Origin of the sequence: Pseudomonas sp. GGS8 (genome assembly GCF_024168645.1) — a bacterium.
Lineage (GTDB): Bacteria > Pseudomonadota > Gammaproteobacteria > Pseudomonadales > Pseudomonadaceae > Aquipseudomonas.
Window position 1 is genome coordinate 379,688 of the sequence record NZ_JALJWF010000001.1, and the last position, 17,558, is coordinate 397,245.

12 protein-coding genes and 1 pseudogene are annotated in these 17,558 nt (G+C 60.3%); all 13 read left to right on the forward strand.

Features of this window, described 5'->3' with window-relative positions:
* Positions 1–191: 191 nt before the first annotated feature.
* Complete coding sequence (gene gap / locus J3D54_RS01775; RefSeq protein ID WP_007934706.1) at positions 192–1,193, forward strand: type I glyceraldehyde-3-phosphate dehydrogenase; 1,002 nt, start codon at positions 192–194, stop codon at positions 1,191–1,193.
* An 18-nt stretch (positions 1,194–1,211) separates the two neighbouring features.
* Positions 1,212–1,676 (forward strand): methylglyoxal synthase, encoded by a 465-nt coding sequence (locus tag J3D54_RS01780; RefSeq protein WP_253416453.1) that lies wholly within the window; start codon positions 1,212–1,214, stop codon positions 1,674–1,676.
* Between the two features lie 196 nt (positions 1,677–1,872).
* On the forward strand, positions 1,873–3,204 hold the full coding sequence (locus J3D54_RS01785) for a CoA transferase (protein WP_253416454.1): 1,332 nt from the start codon (positions 1,873–1,875) through the stop codon (positions 3,202–3,204).
* Positions 3,205–3,705: 501 nt separating this feature from the next.
* The gene (arcD, locus tag J3D54_RS01790) at positions 3,706–5,133 is read left to right on the forward strand and encodes an arginine-ornithine antiporter (RefSeq protein WP_253416455.1); all 1,428 of its coding nucleotides are present in this window, start codon (positions 3,706–3,708) and stop codon (positions 5,131–5,133) included.
* A 34-nt stretch (positions 5,134–5,167) separates the two neighbouring features.
* Entirely contained in the window at positions 5,168–6,424 is a 1,257-nt protein-coding gene (arcA, locus tag J3D54_RS01795; protein WP_253416456.1) for an arginine deiminase, read from the forward strand.
* 69 nt (positions 6,425–6,493) lie between these two features.
* Positions 6,494–7,504: an ornithine carbamoyltransferase gene (locus tag J3D54_RS01800; RefSeq protein ID WP_253416457.1), complete on the forward strand. Its 1,011-nt coding sequence runs from the start codon at positions 6,494–6,496 to the stop codon at positions 7,502–7,504.
* A gap of 200 nt (positions 7,505–7,704) precedes the next feature.
* Positions 7,705–8,634, forward strand: coding sequence for a carbamate kinase (gene arcC / locus J3D54_RS01805; protein ID WP_253416458.1), 930 nt, complete (start codon positions 7,705–7,707; stop codon positions 8,632–8,634).
* An 81-nt stretch (positions 8,635–8,715) separates the two neighbouring features.
* Entirely contained in the window at positions 8,716–9,075 is a 360-nt protein-coding gene (locus J3D54_RS01810; RefSeq protein ID WP_253416459.1) for a DUF5064 family protein, read from the forward strand.
* Positions 9,076–9,220: 145 nt separating this feature from the next.
* A complete protein-coding gene (locus J3D54_RS01815) occupies positions 9,221–10,729 on the forward strand; it encodes a sigma-54-dependent transcriptional regulator (protein ID WP_253416460.1) in 1,509 nt (502 codons plus the stop codon).
* A gap of 452 nt (positions 10,730–11,181) precedes the next feature.
* Positions 11,182–11,556 (forward strand): glycine cleavage system protein GcvH, encoded by a 375-nt coding sequence (gcvH, locus tag J3D54_RS01820; RefSeq protein WP_253416461.1) that lies wholly within the window; start codon positions 11,182–11,184, stop codon positions 11,554–11,556.
* An 11-nt stretch (positions 11,557–11,567) separates the two neighbouring features.
* Positions 11,568–14,420, forward strand: coding sequence for an aminomethyl-transferring glycine dehydrogenase (gene gcvP, locus J3D54_RS01825; RefSeq protein WP_253416462.1), 2,853 nt, complete (start codon positions 11,568–11,570; stop codon positions 14,418–14,420).
* A 206-nt stretch (positions 14,421–14,626) separates the two neighbouring features.
* Positions 14,627–16,003: an L-serine ammonia-lyase gene (locus J3D54_RS01830; RefSeq protein ID WP_253416463.1), complete on the forward strand. Its 1,377-nt coding sequence runs from the start codon at positions 14,627–14,629 to the stop codon at positions 16,001–16,003.
* 38 nt (positions 16,004–16,041) lie between these two features.
* Positions 16,042–17,167 (forward strand): annotated as a pseudogene (gene gcvT / locus J3D54_RS01835) (glycine cleavage system aminomethyltransferase GcvT).
* Positions 17,168–17,558: the final 391 nt, after the last annotated feature.

The window sequence follows — 17,558 nt, forward strand, 5'->3', positions numbered from 1 at the left end:
CGACCTGATTGTCTATGCTGATCAAACGCCGTTGTGATCGGGATGACAGACGGCTTTCTTGATCATTCGGACCAGTTGATTCAGGTCACTAGTTGTAGATAAAACAAAATATTGCCACTAAAAAGGCTTGTTTTCTATTTTTTTGCGAATAATCTTGTAATTCCAACAACAAAACGACGGCGGCGCTGTAAATGACTCTTCGAATCGCAATCAATGGTTTTGGCCGTATCGGCCGTAATGTCCTGCGCGCACTGTATACCCAAGGCTATCGCCAGGATCTGCAGATCGTGGCAATCAACGACCTGGGCGACAGCTCGATGAATGCTCACCTACTCAAATACGACACTGTTCACGGCACATTCGATGCCGATGTCCAGCACGATCAGGAAAGCCTGACCGTCAACGGCGACCGTATTTCGGTCAGCGCCATTCGCAACCCGGCCGAACTGCCCTGGGCCGCGGAGAAGGTCGACGTCGTGTTCGAATGCACCGGTCTGTTCACCGACCGAGCCAAAGCCGCCGCGCATATTACGGCCGGCGCACGCAAAGTGATCATCTCGGCCCCGGCCAAAGGCGCCGACGCCACTGTGGTTTATGGGGTTAACCACGACATTCTGCGCCAGTCGCACCAGATCATCTCCAACGCCTCGTGCACCACCAACTGCCTGGCCCCGGTGGCCCAGGTGCTGCACCGCGAGCTGGGCATCGAAAGCGGTCTGATGACCACCATCCATGCCTACACCAACGACCAGAACCTGACCGACGTCTACCACACCGACCCGTACCGCGCCCGTTCCGCCACCCAGAACATGATCCCGAGCAAGACTGGCGCCGCTGAAGCGGTCGGCCTGGTGCTGCCGGAACTGGCGGGCAAACTGACCGGCATGGCGGTGCGTGTTCCGGTGATCAACGTATCGCTGGTGGACCTGACCGTGCAGCTCAAGCGCGAAGCGTCGGCCGATGAAGTCAACGCATTGCTCAAACAAGCCAGCCAGCACTCGAAGATTCTCGGCTACAACGCCCTGCCGCTGGTTTCCAGCGACTTCAACCACAACCCGCTGTCGTCGATCTTCGACGCCAACCACACCAAGTCCAGCGGCAAGCTGCTCAAAGTGCTGGCCTGGTACGACAACGAATGGGGCTTCTCCAACCGCATGCTCGATAACTGCCTGGCGCTTTGCAACGCAGAGTAAACCGTGGAGTAGCAACCGATGATCGGTATCAGCTTTACGCAAAAGACCCTGTTGGCGCGCAAGCGTATCGCCCTGGTCGCCCATGACCACTGCAAAGTGTTTTTGCTGGACTGGGCCGAACGGCAGAAAGACAAGCTCGCGCAGCATGAACTGGTCGCCACCGGCACCACGGGGTTGTTGTTGCAACAACGCCTCGGCCTGCCGGTGGAAAGCATGATCAGCGGTCCACTGGGCGGCGACCAGCAACTCGGCGCGCGAATCGCCGAGCAGCGGGTCGACATGCTGGTGTTCTTCTGGGACCCGTTCGAACCGCAACCCCACGACCCGGACATCAAGGCATTACTGCGGGTCGCGGCGGTGTGGAACATCCCGGTGGCCTGCAACGAATGCAGCGCCGACTACCTGCTCAGCAGCCCGTTGATGGATCAGGCTCACGAACACCGCATCCCGGATTACGCGACCTATCTGCTGGGACGCGGGTAAAGCGCCCGGAATCCCTCTACACAAATCCCCTGTGGGAGCGAGCCTGCTCCGGGCGGCGTTCCGACGATGACGGACTGACATTCACCCTGGATGTCGACTGAAAGACCGCATCGCGAACAGGCTCGCTCCCACAGGATTTCATCTGGCCGAGCCGTTTTTTGAACTATGCTCGGGCTCTCGCTCCGGAGGGCCTTCGATGACTGATTTACTCACGTCCATTCAAGCCGCACTCGGCTTGCCTCACACCCCAATCCCGTTCACTTCGAGCGGCGCCCTGCCCGCGGCGTTTGCCGTGACCGATCTGGCCTGCGCCAGCATTGCCGCCGCCGGCCAGGCCGCCAGCGAACTGCTGCACCGGCAAACCGGTCGCTTGCCCAGCCTTGAAATCGACCGACGCCTGGCGTCGTTCTGGTTCGCCACCTCGATCCGCCCCGTGGGCTGGAGCGTCCCGCCGCTGTGGGACCCGGTCGCTGGCGACTATGCGACCAAGGACGGCTGGATCCGCCTGCATACCAACGCGCCCCATCACCGTGCCGCCGCCGAATCGGTGCTCGGTGCCTGCACCGACCGCGCAGCGATGGCGAGCAAGGTGGCGCAATGGGCCAAGAGCGATCTGGAACAAGCGGTGGTCGAGGCCGGTGGTTGCGCCGCCGAGATGCGCAGCTGGAAACAATGGCAGGCTCACCCGCAAGGTCAGGCCGTGAACGCCGAGCCGTTGATTCAGTTCAGCGTCGGTGGCAGCCAAACCGCCAAATCGTGGCAAGGCTCGGTGGCGCAACCGCTGGCCGGAATCAAGGTGCTGGACCTCACGCGCGTGCTCGCCGGCCCGATCGCCAGCCGCTTTCTCGCAGGTCTCGGCGCCGACGTGCTGCGCATCGACCCGCCGACCTGGAACGAACCGGGCGTGGTGCCGGAAGTCACCCTGGGCAAACGCTGCGCGCGCCTGGATCTGCACGACAAAACTGATCGCGCAGTGTTCGAAAGCCTGCTCAAGGACGCCGACATCCTGCTCCACGGCTACCGCGCCGACGCCTTGGAACGCCTGGGTTACGGCATCACCCAACGCCAGGCACTGGCCCCGGGCCTGATCGATGTTTGCCTCAACGCTTACGGCTGGAGCGGCCCTTGGCAAAACCGCCGCGGCTTCGACAGCCTGGTGCAGATGAGCAGCGGAATTGCCGAGGCAGGCATGCAGTGGAAGAAGGCGAATAAACCGACACCACTGCCGGTCCAGGCCCTTGACCATGCCACCGGGTATTTGATGGCGGCCAGTGCAATCAAGCTATTGGGGCACGGTGGCTCTGCGCGGTTGTCGTTGGCACGAACGGCGAAGTTGTTGATCGAACATGGCGCCGGAACGGATGAGCCGTTGCGGGCAGAGGATGACCACGATCAAGGGATGTTGATTGAACAAACGCCATGGGGGCCGGCCCATCGGTTGCAGGTGCCGTTGAAGATCACCGGGACGCCACTGCAGTGGGCGCTGCCGGCCGGGGAATTGGGCGCCCATCGCGCGCAGTGGTGGTGACCATCAGATAGCTATCGCGGGCAAGCCCGCTCCCACAGGTACGGCGTGATCCTGTGGGAGCGTGGCTTGCCCGCGATGAGGCCAGGACAGTCACCGCAAATACCGCAACGCTGCAGAGCTGTGGTTTTTAACTAAATAGATAAAGCGAAATAATCTTAATCAATTGGTCTCGATCAGCATCTTTTATTTATAGCTGAACAATCTATAGCTTCGGCACCTGCATTTTTTTCATCGACATCTGTATTGCAAACAGCCATCACACAAATGGCGAAATAACAAAAACAAACTGAATTTCAAAACCCAAGCAATACCGATTACACCCCTCTCGTCTGGCTAACCCCCTATTAACAGGGCTTTTTCCAGCAATACCGCTACACCCGAGAAAGATACATAAGTCTTTCATTAACAATGGAATGTGCCCATGCACTGATCTATGTCAGCTGATTGAACAGCCAACAGAACTACGCTGTTGCCTCTCTTCTCCTGCACTGGAGTCATGCTATGTCTGAATCCCCCGGAAAACTGAAACTCGGTGCGCTCGTAGCTTTAGTGGTCGGTTCGATGATTGGGGGCGGAATATTCTCTTTGCCCCAGAACATGGCCGCCAGTGCCGACGTCGGTGCTGTTCTGATTGGTTGGGCAATCACCGCAGTGGGCATGCTGACCCTGGCCTTCGTCTTCCAGACCCTGGCCAATCGCAAGCCTGAGCTGGATGGCGGTGTTTATGCCTACGCCAAGGCCGGTTTCGGCGACTACATGGGTTTCTCGTCCGCCTGGGGATACTGGATCAGTGCCTGGCTGGGCAATGTGGGTTACTTCGTTCTGTTGTTCAGCACCCTCGGTTACTTCTTCCCGCTATTTGGAGAGGGGAATACTCCTGCCGCCGTCATCGGTGCTTCGCTGCTGCTTTGGGCCGTGCACTTTCTGGTTTTACGGGGGATCAAGGAAGCGGCGTTCATCAATCTGGTGACCACCGTCGCCAAGGTCGTACCGCTGCTGTTGTTCGTGTTGATCGCCTTGTTCGCGTTCAAACTGGAGATCTTCACCGCCGACATCTGGGGCATCAAAAACCCTGACCTGGGCAATGTGATGAATCAGGTGCGCAACATGATGCTGGTCACCGTGTGGGTGTTCATCGGCATCGAAGGCGCGAGCATTTTCTCGGCCCGTGCCGAGGTACGCAGCGATGTGGGTAAAGCCACCGTCATCGGGTTCATCACCGTGCTGTTGTTCCTGATGCTGGTGAACGTGTTGTCCCTGGGGATCATGACCCAACCTGCGCTGGCGAAACTGCAGAACCCGTCGATGGCCGCGGTGCTGGAACATGTGGTCGGTCACTGGGGCGCGGTGCTGATCAGTGTCGGCCTGATCATTTCCTTGCTCGGGGCGCTGCTGTCGTGGGTGCTGCTGTGTGCGGAGATTATGTTCGCCGCCGCCAAGGACCACACTATGCCGGCGTTTTTGCGCCGTGAAAACGCCAACCAGGTACCGGCCAACGCGCTGTGGCTGACCAACGCGATGGTGCAGCTGTTTCTGATCATCACACTGTTTTCGGCCAGCACTTACCTGTCGCTGATCTACCTCGCCACTTCGATGATTCTGGTGCCGTACCTGTGGTCGGCGGCTTATGCCGTGCTGCTGGCGGTACGCGGCGAGAGCTATGAAAACGCCTTGGCCGAACGCAGAAAAGATTTGATCGTCGGTGGCATCGCGTTGATCTACGCAATCTGGTTGCTGTACGCCGGCGGCGTCAAATACCTGCTGCTCTCCGCCCTGCTCTATGCCCCCGGCGCGGTCCTGTTCGCCAAGGCCAAACTTGAAGTCGACAAACCGGTTTTCACTAACGTCGAGAGGCTGATTTTCGCCGCCGTCATCGTAGGCGCCCTGGTGGCGGCCTATGGGCTGTATGACGGCTTCCTGACTCTGTAAGCACCTGATTGTTTTGATCTGGAGGAACACGGTAATGACCACGGAAAAAGTTAAGTACGGCGTCCATTCCGAAGCTGGCAAACTGCGCAAAGTCATGGTTTGCTCCCCCGGCCTGGCCCACCAGCGGCTGACCCCGAACAACTGTGATGAACTGCTGTTCGATGACGTGCTGTGGGTCGCCCAAGCCAAACGCGACCACTTCGACTTCGTCACCAAAATGCGCGAGCGCAATGTCGACGTGCTGGAAATGCACAACCTGCTGACCGACATCGTCGCCATCCCTGAAGCGCTGGACTGGATTCTGGAGCGCAAGATCACCGCCAATTCGGTCGGCCTCGGCCTGGTCCATGAAGTGGGTGCCTGGCTGCGTAGCCTGGAGCCACGCAAGATCGCCGAATTCCTCATCGGCGGGGTTTCCGCCGATGACCTGCCGGACAGTTTCGGCGGCAAGACCATCCAGATGTTCCGCGACTTCCTCGGCCACTCCAGCTTCATTCTGCCGCCGCTGCCCAACACCCAGTTCACCCGCGACACCACCTGCTGGATCTATGGCGGCGTGACCCTGAACCCGATGTACTGGCCGGCGCGTCGCCAGGAAACCTTGCTGGCCACCGCCATCTACAAATTCCACCCGCAGTTCACCAACGCCGACTTCCAGATCTGGTACGGCGACCCTGACCAGGACCACGGCAACGCCACCCTTGAAGGCGGCGACGTGATGCCGATCGGCAACGGTGTGGTGTTGATCGGCATGGGCGAGCGCTCGTCCCGCCAGGCCATCGGCCAATTGGCGGTCAACCTGTTCAAGAACAAAGCCGTGGAACGCGTCATCGTCGCCGGCCTGCCGAAATCCCGCGCGGCGATGCACCTGGACACCGTGTTCAGTTTCTGCGACCGCGACCTGGTGACGATTTTCCCGGAAGTGGTGAACCAGATCGTCGCCTTCAGCCTGCGTCCTGACGACAGCAAACCGGGCGGCATCGACGTTCGCCGTGAGGAAACCAGCTTCCTCGACACCGTGGCCAAGGCCCTCAACCTCAAGGCGCTGCGTGTCGTCGAAACCGGCGGTAACGCCTTCGCCGCCGAACGCGAGCAATGGGACGACGGCAACAACGTGGTGGCGCTGGAGCCGGGCGTGGTCATCGGCTATGACCGCAACACCTACACCAACACTCTGCTACGCAAGGCCGGCGTAGAGGTCATCACCATCAGCGCCAGTGAACTCGGGCGCGGGCGCGGCGGTGGCCACTGCATGACCTGCCCGATCATTCGCGACCCTATCGATTATTAACTTTCGAGCCTTGGCCGATGCTTATCCAGCACGGCCGAGGGGATAACCGAAACCCAAGGAGATCCAATCATGGCTTTCAACATGCGCAACCGCAGCCTGCTGAGTTTGATGCACCACACCACTCGTGAGCTGCACTACCTACTGGACCTGTCCCGCGACCTCAAACGCGCCAAATACACCGGCACCGAGCGTCCGCACCTGCAAGGCAAGAACATCGCGCTGATCTTCGAAAAAACCTCGACCCGCACCCGTTGCGCCTTCGAAGTCGCGGCCCATGACCAGGGCGCCCACGTCACCTACATCGACCCGGTGTCGTCGCAGATCGGCCACAAGGAAAGCATGAAGGACACAGCCCGCGTGCTGGGGCGGATGTTCGACGCCATCGAGTACCGTGGCTTCGAACAGGAAATAGTCGAAGAGCTGGCCAAGTTCGCCGGCGTACCGGTGTTCAACGGCCTGACCGCTGAATTCCACCCGACGCAAATGATCGCCGACACCCTGACCATGCGCGAACACAGCGACAAGCCGCTGCATGACATCAGCTACGCCTACCTGGGCGATGCCCGCTACAACATGGGCAACTCGTTGCTGATGATCGGCGCCAAACTCGGCATGGACGTGCGCATCGCCGCACCGAAAGCGCTGTGGCCGCATCAGGACTTCATCGATCAGTGCAAAGCCTTCGCCGAAGAGAGCGGCGCGCGCATCACCATCACCGAAGACCCGAAAGCGGCGGTCAAGGGCGTGGACTTCATCCATACCGACATCTGGGTATCGATGGGCGAGCCGGTGGAGGCATGGGATGAGCGCATCGAGCAACTGCTGCCGTACCAGGTCAACGCCGACATGATGAAGGCCTCGGGCAACCCGCGCGTGAAATTCATGCACTGCCTGCCGGCGTTCCACAACAGCGAAACCAAGGTCGGCAAGGACATCGCCGCGCGCTATCCGAACCTGGCCAACGGGGTTGAGGTGACTGAAGAAGTCTTCGAATCGCCGGCCAACATCGCCTTCGAGCAAGCGGAAAACCGCATGCACACCATCAAGGCGATCCTGGTGTCGGCGCTGGCGGATCTCTAAGGATCGATCCGGCTCCTCCTGCAGGAACAAAGCCCCTGTGGGAGCTGGCTTGTCGGATCGCCGCACCGCTGCGATGGCATCGCCTCGGTCTGTCAGATACACCGAGGTGATGCCATCGCAGGCAAGCCAGCTCCCACATTGACCGAGTTCCGACCGGGGCCAAATCGCCCGCAACCTCTTTGCTTAGGAAGGACTGCATTATGCGTATCGTCATTGCTCTGGGCGGCAACGCCCTGCTCCGCCGGGGTGAGCCCCTGACCGCGGACAATCAGCGCGCCAACATCCGGATCGCCACCGAACAGATCGCCAAGGTTCATCCCGGCAACCAATTGGTGATCGCCCATGGCAATGGTCCGCAGATCGGCCTGTTGTCGCTGCAAGCGGCGGCCTACACCCAGGTTTCGCCTTACCCGCTGGACGTACTTGGTGCAGAAACCGACGGCATGATCGGCTATATCATCGAACAGGAACTGGGCAACCTGCTGGACTTCGAAGTGCCGTTCGCGACCCTGTTGACCCAGGTCGAAGTCGACCCCAACGACCCGGCGTTCCAAGCCCCCAGCAAACCTATCGGCCCGGTCTACGCCAAGGTCGATGCAGAGAAACTCGCCGCCGAGAAAGGCTGGGCCATCGCTCCGGACGGCGATAAGTTCCGTCGGGTGGTCGCCAGCCCGAAACCCAAACGCATCTTCGAAATCCGCCCGATCAAGTGGCTGCTGGAAAAAGGCAGCATCGTGATCTGCGCCGGCGGTGGCGGCATCCCGACGATCTACGACGCCAACGGCAAACTGCAGGGCGTGGAAGCGGTGATCGACAAAGACTTGTGCTCGGCGCTGCTGGCCGAACAGCTGGAAAGCGATCTATTGGTGATCGCCACTGACGTCAGCGCTGCATTCATCGATTTCGGCAAGCCCACCCAGAAAGCCATTGCCCAGGCTCACCCCGATGAAATGGACAAACTCGGCTTCGCGGCCGGCTCCATGGGACCAAAGGTCCAGGCGGCCTGCGAGTTCGCCCGCCATACTGGCAAAGTCGCGGTGATCGGCTCACTCTCGGACATCGAGGCGATCATCCAGGGCAAGGCCGGTACCCGTATCAGCACTGCGACACCTGGTATCAGTTATCAATAGAAAGAAACGAATAGAAAGAAACGCAGGGGGGGCAGGCGTGGGGTCTGCCCTGATTCAATGCCTTTTGAAGGAGAGACGCCAATGGCTACGTTCGAACCCGGACACTTGCACATCGAGCGCCATGCGCTGAACAAGGACGATTACAGCTACAACCTGCACATCGAATACAAAATTGCTCAGGACCCCAAGGAAGGCCAAGGCATGCTCTTCAAACTGCGTGGTTCGGTCGAGGGCAAGGACCTGAATGAAGAGTTTTATCTGCCCAAGGACCAGGCCTTCGACTTCGCCCGCCACGCCACGCGCATCGCGCAAAAGTACGGCATGCCCAAGACCGCCAACATCGGCGCCATGCACAAGTACTACGACGAAATGTTTGAAGACGTGCGGGCACAGCTCGACGTCAAGTCCGGCGACCCGGTCAGACCTGAACACCTGGGATAAAACGGTGAACGCTGAACCTGTGGGATCGCCGCACCGCCGCTCCCACAGGAGATCATCGCAGTCATGAAGTCCTGCGCAAGATTTCACCATTGGCCCGCCCCAAGGCATACTTGCCACCCTCCGCACTCCAGAACCAAACCGCCCCATGCGCATCCACGTCAGTTTCATCGACCGCGTCGGTATCACCCAGGAAGTCCTGGCCCTGCTCGGTGGGCGCAATCTCAATCTGGATGCGGTGGAGATGGTGCCGCCCAACGTCTACATTGACGCCCCGACCTTGAGCCCGGCGGTGCTCGAAGAGCTGCGCGATGCGCTGTTCAACGTGCGTGGCGTGCAAGCGGTGACGGTGGTCGACATCCTTCCCGGCCAGCGCCGTCACTTGCAGCTCGATGCGTTGCTCGCCGCCATGACCGACCCGGTGCTGGCTCTGGACAGTGCCGGCAAGGTGCTGCTGGCCAACCCGGCATTGATTGCCCTGTACGGTCGCGAACCGGCGGGCGAAAGCATCAGCGAACTGTTTGCTGACCCGACGCTGCTCGACACCTTGCTGGAAAATGGCTTCCGCCTGCCGCTGCGCGAGATCACCGTCAACGGTCAAACCCTGCTGCTGGACGCCACGCCGATCACCGACGCCGGTGCCCTGCTGACCCTGTACCAACCGAACCGCATCGGCGAACGCCTCTCGGCACTGCACCACGACCATGCCGAAGGTTTTGATGCCCTGCTCGGCGAATCTCCGGCGATCCGTACGCTCAAGGCCCGCGCCCAGCGCGTCGCCGCCCTCGATGCACCGTTACTGATCCAGGGTGAAACCGGCACCGGCAAAGAACTGGTGGCCCGCGCCTGTCACGCCATCAGTGCCCGCCACAGTTCGCCGTTCCTGGCCTTGAACTGCGCGGCACTGCCGGAAAACCTCGCCGAAAGCGAACTGTTCGGCTACGCCCCCGGCGCCTTCACCGGCGCGCAACGGGGCGGCAAACCGGGGCTGATGGAGTTGGCCAACCAGGGCACGGTATTTCTCGACGAGATCGGTGAGATGTCGCCGTACTTGCAGGCGAAGTTGCTGCGCTTCCTCAACGACGGCAGCTTCCGTCGGGTCGGTGGCGATCGCGAAGTGAAGGTCAACGTGCGGATCCTCAGCGCGACCCATCGCGACCTGGAAAAAATGGTCAGCGAAGGCACCTTCCGCGAAGACCTGTTCTATCGCCTCAACGTGCTGAATGTCGAAGTCCCGCCCCTGCGCGAGCGCGGCCAGGACATTCTGCTGCTGGCGCGCTACTTCATGCAGCAGGCCTGCGCGCAGATCCAGCGCCCGGTCTGTCGCCTGGCGCCGGGCACTTACCCGGCGCTGCTGGGCAACCGCTGGCCGGGCAACGTGCGGCAATTGCAAAACGTGATCTTCCGCGCCGCGGCGATTTGCGAAAGCAGCCTGGTGGACATCGGCGACCTCGACATCGCCGGCACTTCTGTGGCGCGCCAGAGCGATACAGAGGTCAATAGCCTCGAACAGGCCATGGAAGAGTTCGAGAAAAACCTGCTGGAAAAACTCTACGTCAGCTACCCCTCAACCCGGCAACTCGCCAGCCGATTGCAAACTTCCCACACCGCAATTGCCCATCGGTTGCGCAAGTACGGGATTCCCAACAAGCCGTAAGACTGGGAATGCAATCTCGTTAGCAACACAAAACCACTGTGGGAGCGAGCCTGCTCGCGATAAGGGACTGACATTCACCATGGATGTCGACTGATAGACCGCTATCGCGAGCAGGCTCGCTCCCACAGGTTTTGTGTGTAGCTTGAAACCTCCTCAAAAACGACCTCCATCTGTACTGAAAGCGCTACACTGGAACGATATCGATACACCATCTCTTGATCAGCAATGTGCAAGGCTTTGATCCACCTAAGCTTTTTTCTTTGCTTTCGAGCTGTAGCGATTTCGCTACAGCTCGTTCATTCCGGACGTTCGGCAAAAAACATAACTCATTGATCTATAAAGGATAAACAACATTGGCCGCGTTTTTGCTTAGTAACCACCCATAAAGCAGGGCTTTTGCCCCAGCATTCAATGCGTCCACCAGACGAGTCTGGCCCCCCTTAGGAGTTTCCATGAGCGAGTTGCGTTTTACTGAAGATCACGAATGGCTGCGCGCCGAAGCTGACGGCAGCGTCACGGTCGGCATCACCGCCTTCGCACAGAACGCCTTGGGCGACGTGGTTTTCGTACAACTGCCTGAGCTGCAGGCCTACGACAAAGGCGCAGAAGCCGCCACCGTGGAATCGGTAAAAGCCGCCAGCGGCGTGTACATGCCACTGGACGGAGAAGTACTGGAAGTGAACCCGGCGCTGGACAGCAGCCCTGAACTGGTCAACGAAGATCCGCTGGGCGAAGGCTGGTTCTTTCGCTTCAAGCCCACCGACGCCTCGGCTGTCGGTCAACTGCTGGATCAAGACGCTTACGACCGTCTGATTGCCCAAGCCTGAGGAGCGCCGACATGACTCAAGTCAATCTGACGACCGCCAACGAATTCATCACCCGCCACATCGGCCCGCGTGCAGGCGATGAGCAAGCCATGCTCAACAGCCTCGGTTTCGACTCCCTGGAAGCCCTGAGCGCCAGCGTCATTCCCGACAGCATCAAAGGCACCAGCATCCTCGGCCTCGAAGACGGCCTGAGCGAAGCCGATGCCCTGGCGTTGATCAAATCCATCGCCGGCAAAAACCAACTGTTCAAGACCTACATCGGCCAGGGTTACTACGGCACGCACACACCGTCGCCGATCCTGCGCAACCTGCTGGAAAACCCGGCCTGGTACACCGCTTACACCCCGTACCAGCCAGAAATTTCCCAGGGCCGTCTCGAAGCGCTGCTGAATTTCCAGACCCTGATCAGCGACCTGACCGGCCTGCCGATCGCCAACGCCTCGCTGCTGGACGAAGCCACCGCTGCTGCCGAAGCCATGACCTTCTGCAAACGCCTGAGCAAGAACAAAGGCAGCCACGCGTTCTTCGCGTCGGTTCATTGCCACCCGCAAACCCTCGACGTGTTGCGCACCCGTGCCGAGCCACTGGGCATCGACGTAGTCGTTGGCGACGAGCGTGAACTGACCGACGTGTCACCGTTCTTCGGCGCCCTGCTGCAATACCCGGCCAGCAACGGTGATGTGTTCGACTACCGCGAACTGACCGAGCGCTTCCACGCCGCGAATGCGCTGGTCGCGGTCGCCGCTGACCTGCTGGCCCTGACCGTGCTGACCCCGCCTGGCGAATTCGGCGCCGACGTGGCCATCGGCAGCGCACAACGCTTCGGTGTGCCGCTGGGCTTCGGTGGCCCGCACGCGGCCTACTTCTCCACCAAGGATGCGTTCAAGCGCGACATGCCGGGCCGTCTGGTCGGCGTTTCCGTGGACCGTTTCGGCAAGCCGGCCCTGCGCCTGGCCATGCAGACCCGCGAGCAACATATCCGCCGCGAGAAAGCCACCAGCAACATCTGCACCGCCCAGGTGCTGTTGGCCAACATCGCCAGCATGTACGCCGTGTACCACGGCCCTAAAGGCTTGACGCAAATCGCCAATCGCATTCATCACCTGACCGCGATCCTCGCCAAAGGCTTGAGCGCACTGGGCCTGAGCGTCGAGCAAGCCAGTTTCTTCGACACCTTGACGATCAAAACCGGCGCGCAAACAGCGGCCCTGCACGACAAGGCTCATGCGCAGAAGATCAACCTGCGCGTGGTCGATGCTGAACGTCTGGGTCTGTCCCTGGATGAAACCAGCAGCCAGGCTGACGTCGAAACCCTGTGGAGCCTGCTGGCCGACGGCAAGGCGCTGCCGGACTTCGCTGCATTGGCCGCTTCGGTCCAAAGCACCCTCCCGGCCGCTCTGGTTCGCCAATCGCCGATCCTCAGCCACCCGGTGTTCAATCGTTATCACTCGGAAACCGAGCTGATGCGCTACCTGCGCAAACTGGCCGATAAGGACCTGGCCCTGGATCGCACCATGATCCCGCTGGGTTCCTGCACCATGAAACTCAACGCCGCCAGCGAAATGATCCCGGTGACCTGGGCTGAATTCGGTGCCCTGCACCCGTTCGCCCCGGCGGAGCAAAGCGCCGGCTATCAGCAACTGACCGATGAACTGGAAGCGATGCTCTGCGCCGCCACCGGTTACGACGCGATCTCCCTGCAACCGAACGCCGGTTCCCAGGGTGAATACGCCGGTCTGTTGGCGATCCGTGCCTACCACCAGAGCCGTGGCGAAGACCGTCGCGACATCTGCCTGATCCCGTCGTCCGCCCACGGCACCAACCCGGCCACCGCCAACATGGCCGGCATGCGTGTGGTTGTGACCGCGTGCGATGCCCGCGGCAACGTCGACATCGAAGACCTGCGCGCCAAGGCCATCGAGCACCGCGAACACCTCGCCGCGTTGATGATCACTTACCCGTCGACCCACGGCGTGTTCGAAGAAGGCATCCGCGAAATCTGCGGCATCATTCACGACAACGGCGGCCAGGTGTATATCGACGGCGCCAACATGAATGCCATGGTCGGCCTCTGCGCACCGGGCAAGTTCGGCGGCGACGTATCGCACCTGAACCTGCACAAAACCTTCTGCATCCCACACGGCGGTGGCGGCCCGGGCGTCGGCCCGATTGGCGTCAAGTCGCACCTGACGCCGTTCCTGCCGGGCCATGCTCAGATGGAACGCAAGGAAGGCGCGGTCTGCGCGGCACCGTTCGGCAGCGCGAGCATTCTGCCGATCACCTGGATGTACATTCGTATGATGGGTGGCGCGGGCCTCAAGCGTGCTTCGCAACTGGCGATCCTCAACGCCAACTACATTTCCCGTCGCCTCGAGGAGCACTATCCAGTGCTGTACACCGGCAGCAACGGTCTGGTGGCGCACGAATGCATCCTCGACCTGCGTCCGCTGAAAGACAGCAGCGGCATCAGCGTCGATGATGTGGCCAAGCGTCTGATCGACTTCGGTTTCCACGCCCCGACCATGTCGTTCCCGGTGGCCGGTACGTTGATGATCGAGCCGACCGAGAGCGAATCCAAGGAAGAACTGGACCGCTTCTGCGACGCCATGATCCGCATCCGCGAAGAAATCCGCGCGGTGGAAAACGGCACGCTGGACAAGGATGACAACCCGCTGAAAAACGCCCCGCACACTGCGGCGGAAATCGTCGGCGAGTGGACGCACCCGTACAGCCGCGAGCAAGCCGTTTACCCGGTAGCCTCGTTGATCGAAGGCAAGTACTGGCCACCGGTCGGTCGCGTCGACAACGTGTTCGGCGATCGCAACCTGGTTTGCGCCTGCCCGTCGATCGAAAGCTACGCTTAAAACTGTGTGTGGGGGGTGAGTTTACTCACCCCATTCACAAGAACACCGCATACCCTGTGGGAGCTGGCTTGCCTGCGATAGCGGTCTGTCTGTCAACATTGATATCGACTGATCTACCGCTATCGCAGGCAAGCCAGCTCCCACAGGACCGTGTTAAATCAAAAGATTCCAGCCAATTCCTATAACAAGAAACCGGAGAACAACTCATGTCGTTAAGCGTGTTCGACCTGTTCAAGATTGGCATCGGCCCCTCCAGCTCCCACACCGTCGGCCCGATGCGTGCCGCTGCGCGCTTTGCCGAAGGTCTGCGCCGTGAAGGGCTGCTATCGGCAACCACCTGCGTCAAAGTCGAGCTCTACGGCTCGCTCGGCGCCACCGGCAAAGGCCACGGCAGCGACAAGGCCGTATTGCTGGGCCTGGAAGGCGAACACCCGGACACCGTGGACACCGAAACCGTCACCGCCCGCCTGCAAGAGATTCGCAGCAGCGGTCGCTTGAACCTGCTCGGAGAGCACAGCATCGCGTTCAACGAGAAAGAACACCTGGCGATGATTCGCAAACCGTTGGCCTATCACCCCAACGGCATGATCTTTCGCGCGTTCGACGCGGCCGGCCTGCAAGTACGCAGTCGCGAGTATTACTCGGTCGGTGGCGGGTTTGTGGTCGATGAAGACGCGGCCGGTGCCGATCGCATCGTTGAAGACGCCACGCCGCTGACCTTTCCGTTCAAAAGCGCCAAGGACCTGCTTGGTCACTGCAGCACCTACGGTTTATCGATCAGTCAGGTGATGCTGACCAACGAAAGCGCCTGGCGCCCGGAAGCGGAAACCCGCGCCGGGCTGCTGAAGATCTGGCAAGTGATGCAGGACTGCGTCGCCGCCGGTTGCCGCAACGAAGGCATTCTACCCGGTGGGCTGAAGGTCAAACGTCGGGCGGCGGCGCTGCATCGGCAACTGTGCAAAAACCCGGAATCGTCGCTGCGCGATCCACTGTCGGTGCTGGACTGGGTCAACCTGTACGCCCTGGCGGTCAACGAAGAAAACGCCAACGGCGGACGCGTGGTCACTGCGCCCACTAATGGTGCAGCCGGCATTGTCCCGGCGGTGCTGCATTACTACATGCGCTTCATCCCCGGTGCCAACGAAGACGGCGTGGTGCGTTTTCTACTGACGGCCGCTGCAATCGGCATTCTGTACAAGGAAAACGCCTCGATCTCCGGCGCCGAGGTCGGCTGTCAGGGTGAAGTCGGCGTTGCCTGTTCCATGGCGGCCGGCGCCTTGTGCGAAGTGCTCGGCGGTACGGTGCAGCAGGTGGAAAACGCAGCCGAAATCGGCATGGAACACAACCTCGGCCTGACCTGCGACCCGATTGGCGGACTGGTGCAAGTGCCTTGCATCGAGCGCAACGCCATGGGTTCGGTCAAGGCCATCAATGCGGTGCGCATGGCCCTGCGTGGCGACGGTCAGCACTTCGTCTCCCTCGACAAGGTCATCCGCACCATGCGCCAGACCGGCGCCGACATGAAAAGCAAATACAAGGAAACCGCCCGTGGCGGTTTGGCGGTCAACATTATCGAGTGCTGACGCTCACGCGCATCTGCACACTTTTTCAGGAGCTGTATATGTCCACTGAACAACTGTTGAAAACCCCGTTGCACGCCCTGCACCTCGAACTCGGCGCCCGCATGGTGCCGTTCGCCGGTTATGACATGCCGGTGCAATACCCGCTGGGCGTGATGAAAGAACACCAGCACACCCGTGATCAGGCCGGGCTGTTTGATGTGTCGCACATGGGCCAGATCCGCCTGACCGGCGCCAACGCCGCCAAAGCCCTGGAAACCCTGGTGCCGGTGGACATCATCGACCTGCCTGTGGGCATGCAGCGCTACGCGATGTTCACCAACGAGGCCGGTGGCATCCTCGACGACCTGATGGTCGCCAACCTCGGTAACGACGAACTGTTCCTGGTGGTCAACGCCGCCTGCAAGGACCAGGACCTGGCACACCTGCGCAAGCACATCGGCAACCTGTGCACCATTGAACCGCTGTTCGAAGAGCGTGCCCTGCTCGCCCTGCAAGGCCCGGCCGCCGTCACCGTGCTCGCACGCCTGGCACCGGAAGTTGCGAAGATGACCTTCATGCAGTTCACCCGCGTGAAACTGTTGGGCGTGGACTGCTTTGTCAGCCGTTCGGGCTACACCGGTGAAGACGGTTTCGAAATCTCCGTGCCGGCGGCCAACGCTGAAGCGCTGGCTCGCGCCCTGCTGGCCGAACCGGAAGTCGCGGCCATCGGCCTCGGCGCCCGCGATTCCCTGCGCCTGGAAGCCGGCCTGTGCCTCTACGGCCACGACATGAACACCGAAACCACGCCGATCGAAGCAAGCCTGCTGTGGGCCATCTCCAAGCCTCGACGTGCCGATGGCGCGCGGGCCGGCGGCTTCCCTGGCGCCGAAACCGTATTCGCCCAACAGCAAACCGGTGTCAGCCGCAAGCGCGTTGGTCTGCTGCCGCAGGAACGTACGCCGGTGCGTGAAGGCGCAGAGATCGTCAATGAAGCTGGCGAAATTATCCGGCAGCGTGTGCAGCGGCGGCTTCGGTCCGACCCTCGGCGGTCCTTTGGCCATGGGTTACCTCGATAGCGCTTATACCGTTTTGGAAACACCAGTTTGTGCCATTGTGCGTGGGAAAAAGGTGCCTTTGCTTGTAAGCAAAATGCCATTTGTTCCACAACGCTACTATCGCGGCTGATTGAATGTTTCTATAAGTAACGCGGTTGCGTTAACAGTGCACTAATCTGTAACGCAACCGCCATAAAATAGTGCATACGTTTCGTTTATGAACGTTACTTATAACAATCGAAAACCCATGAACAACGCGATCGAATAAGCCTGCACTAATGCGCCTTCTAACCGCCATCAACCCGAGGAAATCCGGGCCTTCGCAGGGCTTGTTTTTTCTGCCGTAGTTGGCGTAGAGTTTGTTCACTGTGTTTGCATGGGTCGCTTGGAATCGTGACCTGGGCAGTAGCCTACAAGTTAGCTACATCCCGTTCGACGTCTTCTTACTCTCCTGCAACCAGCCCCAGTACTCTTTCATGAGAAAGAGACTGTCATTCATTTTTGCGTCAAAGGAAATAAGA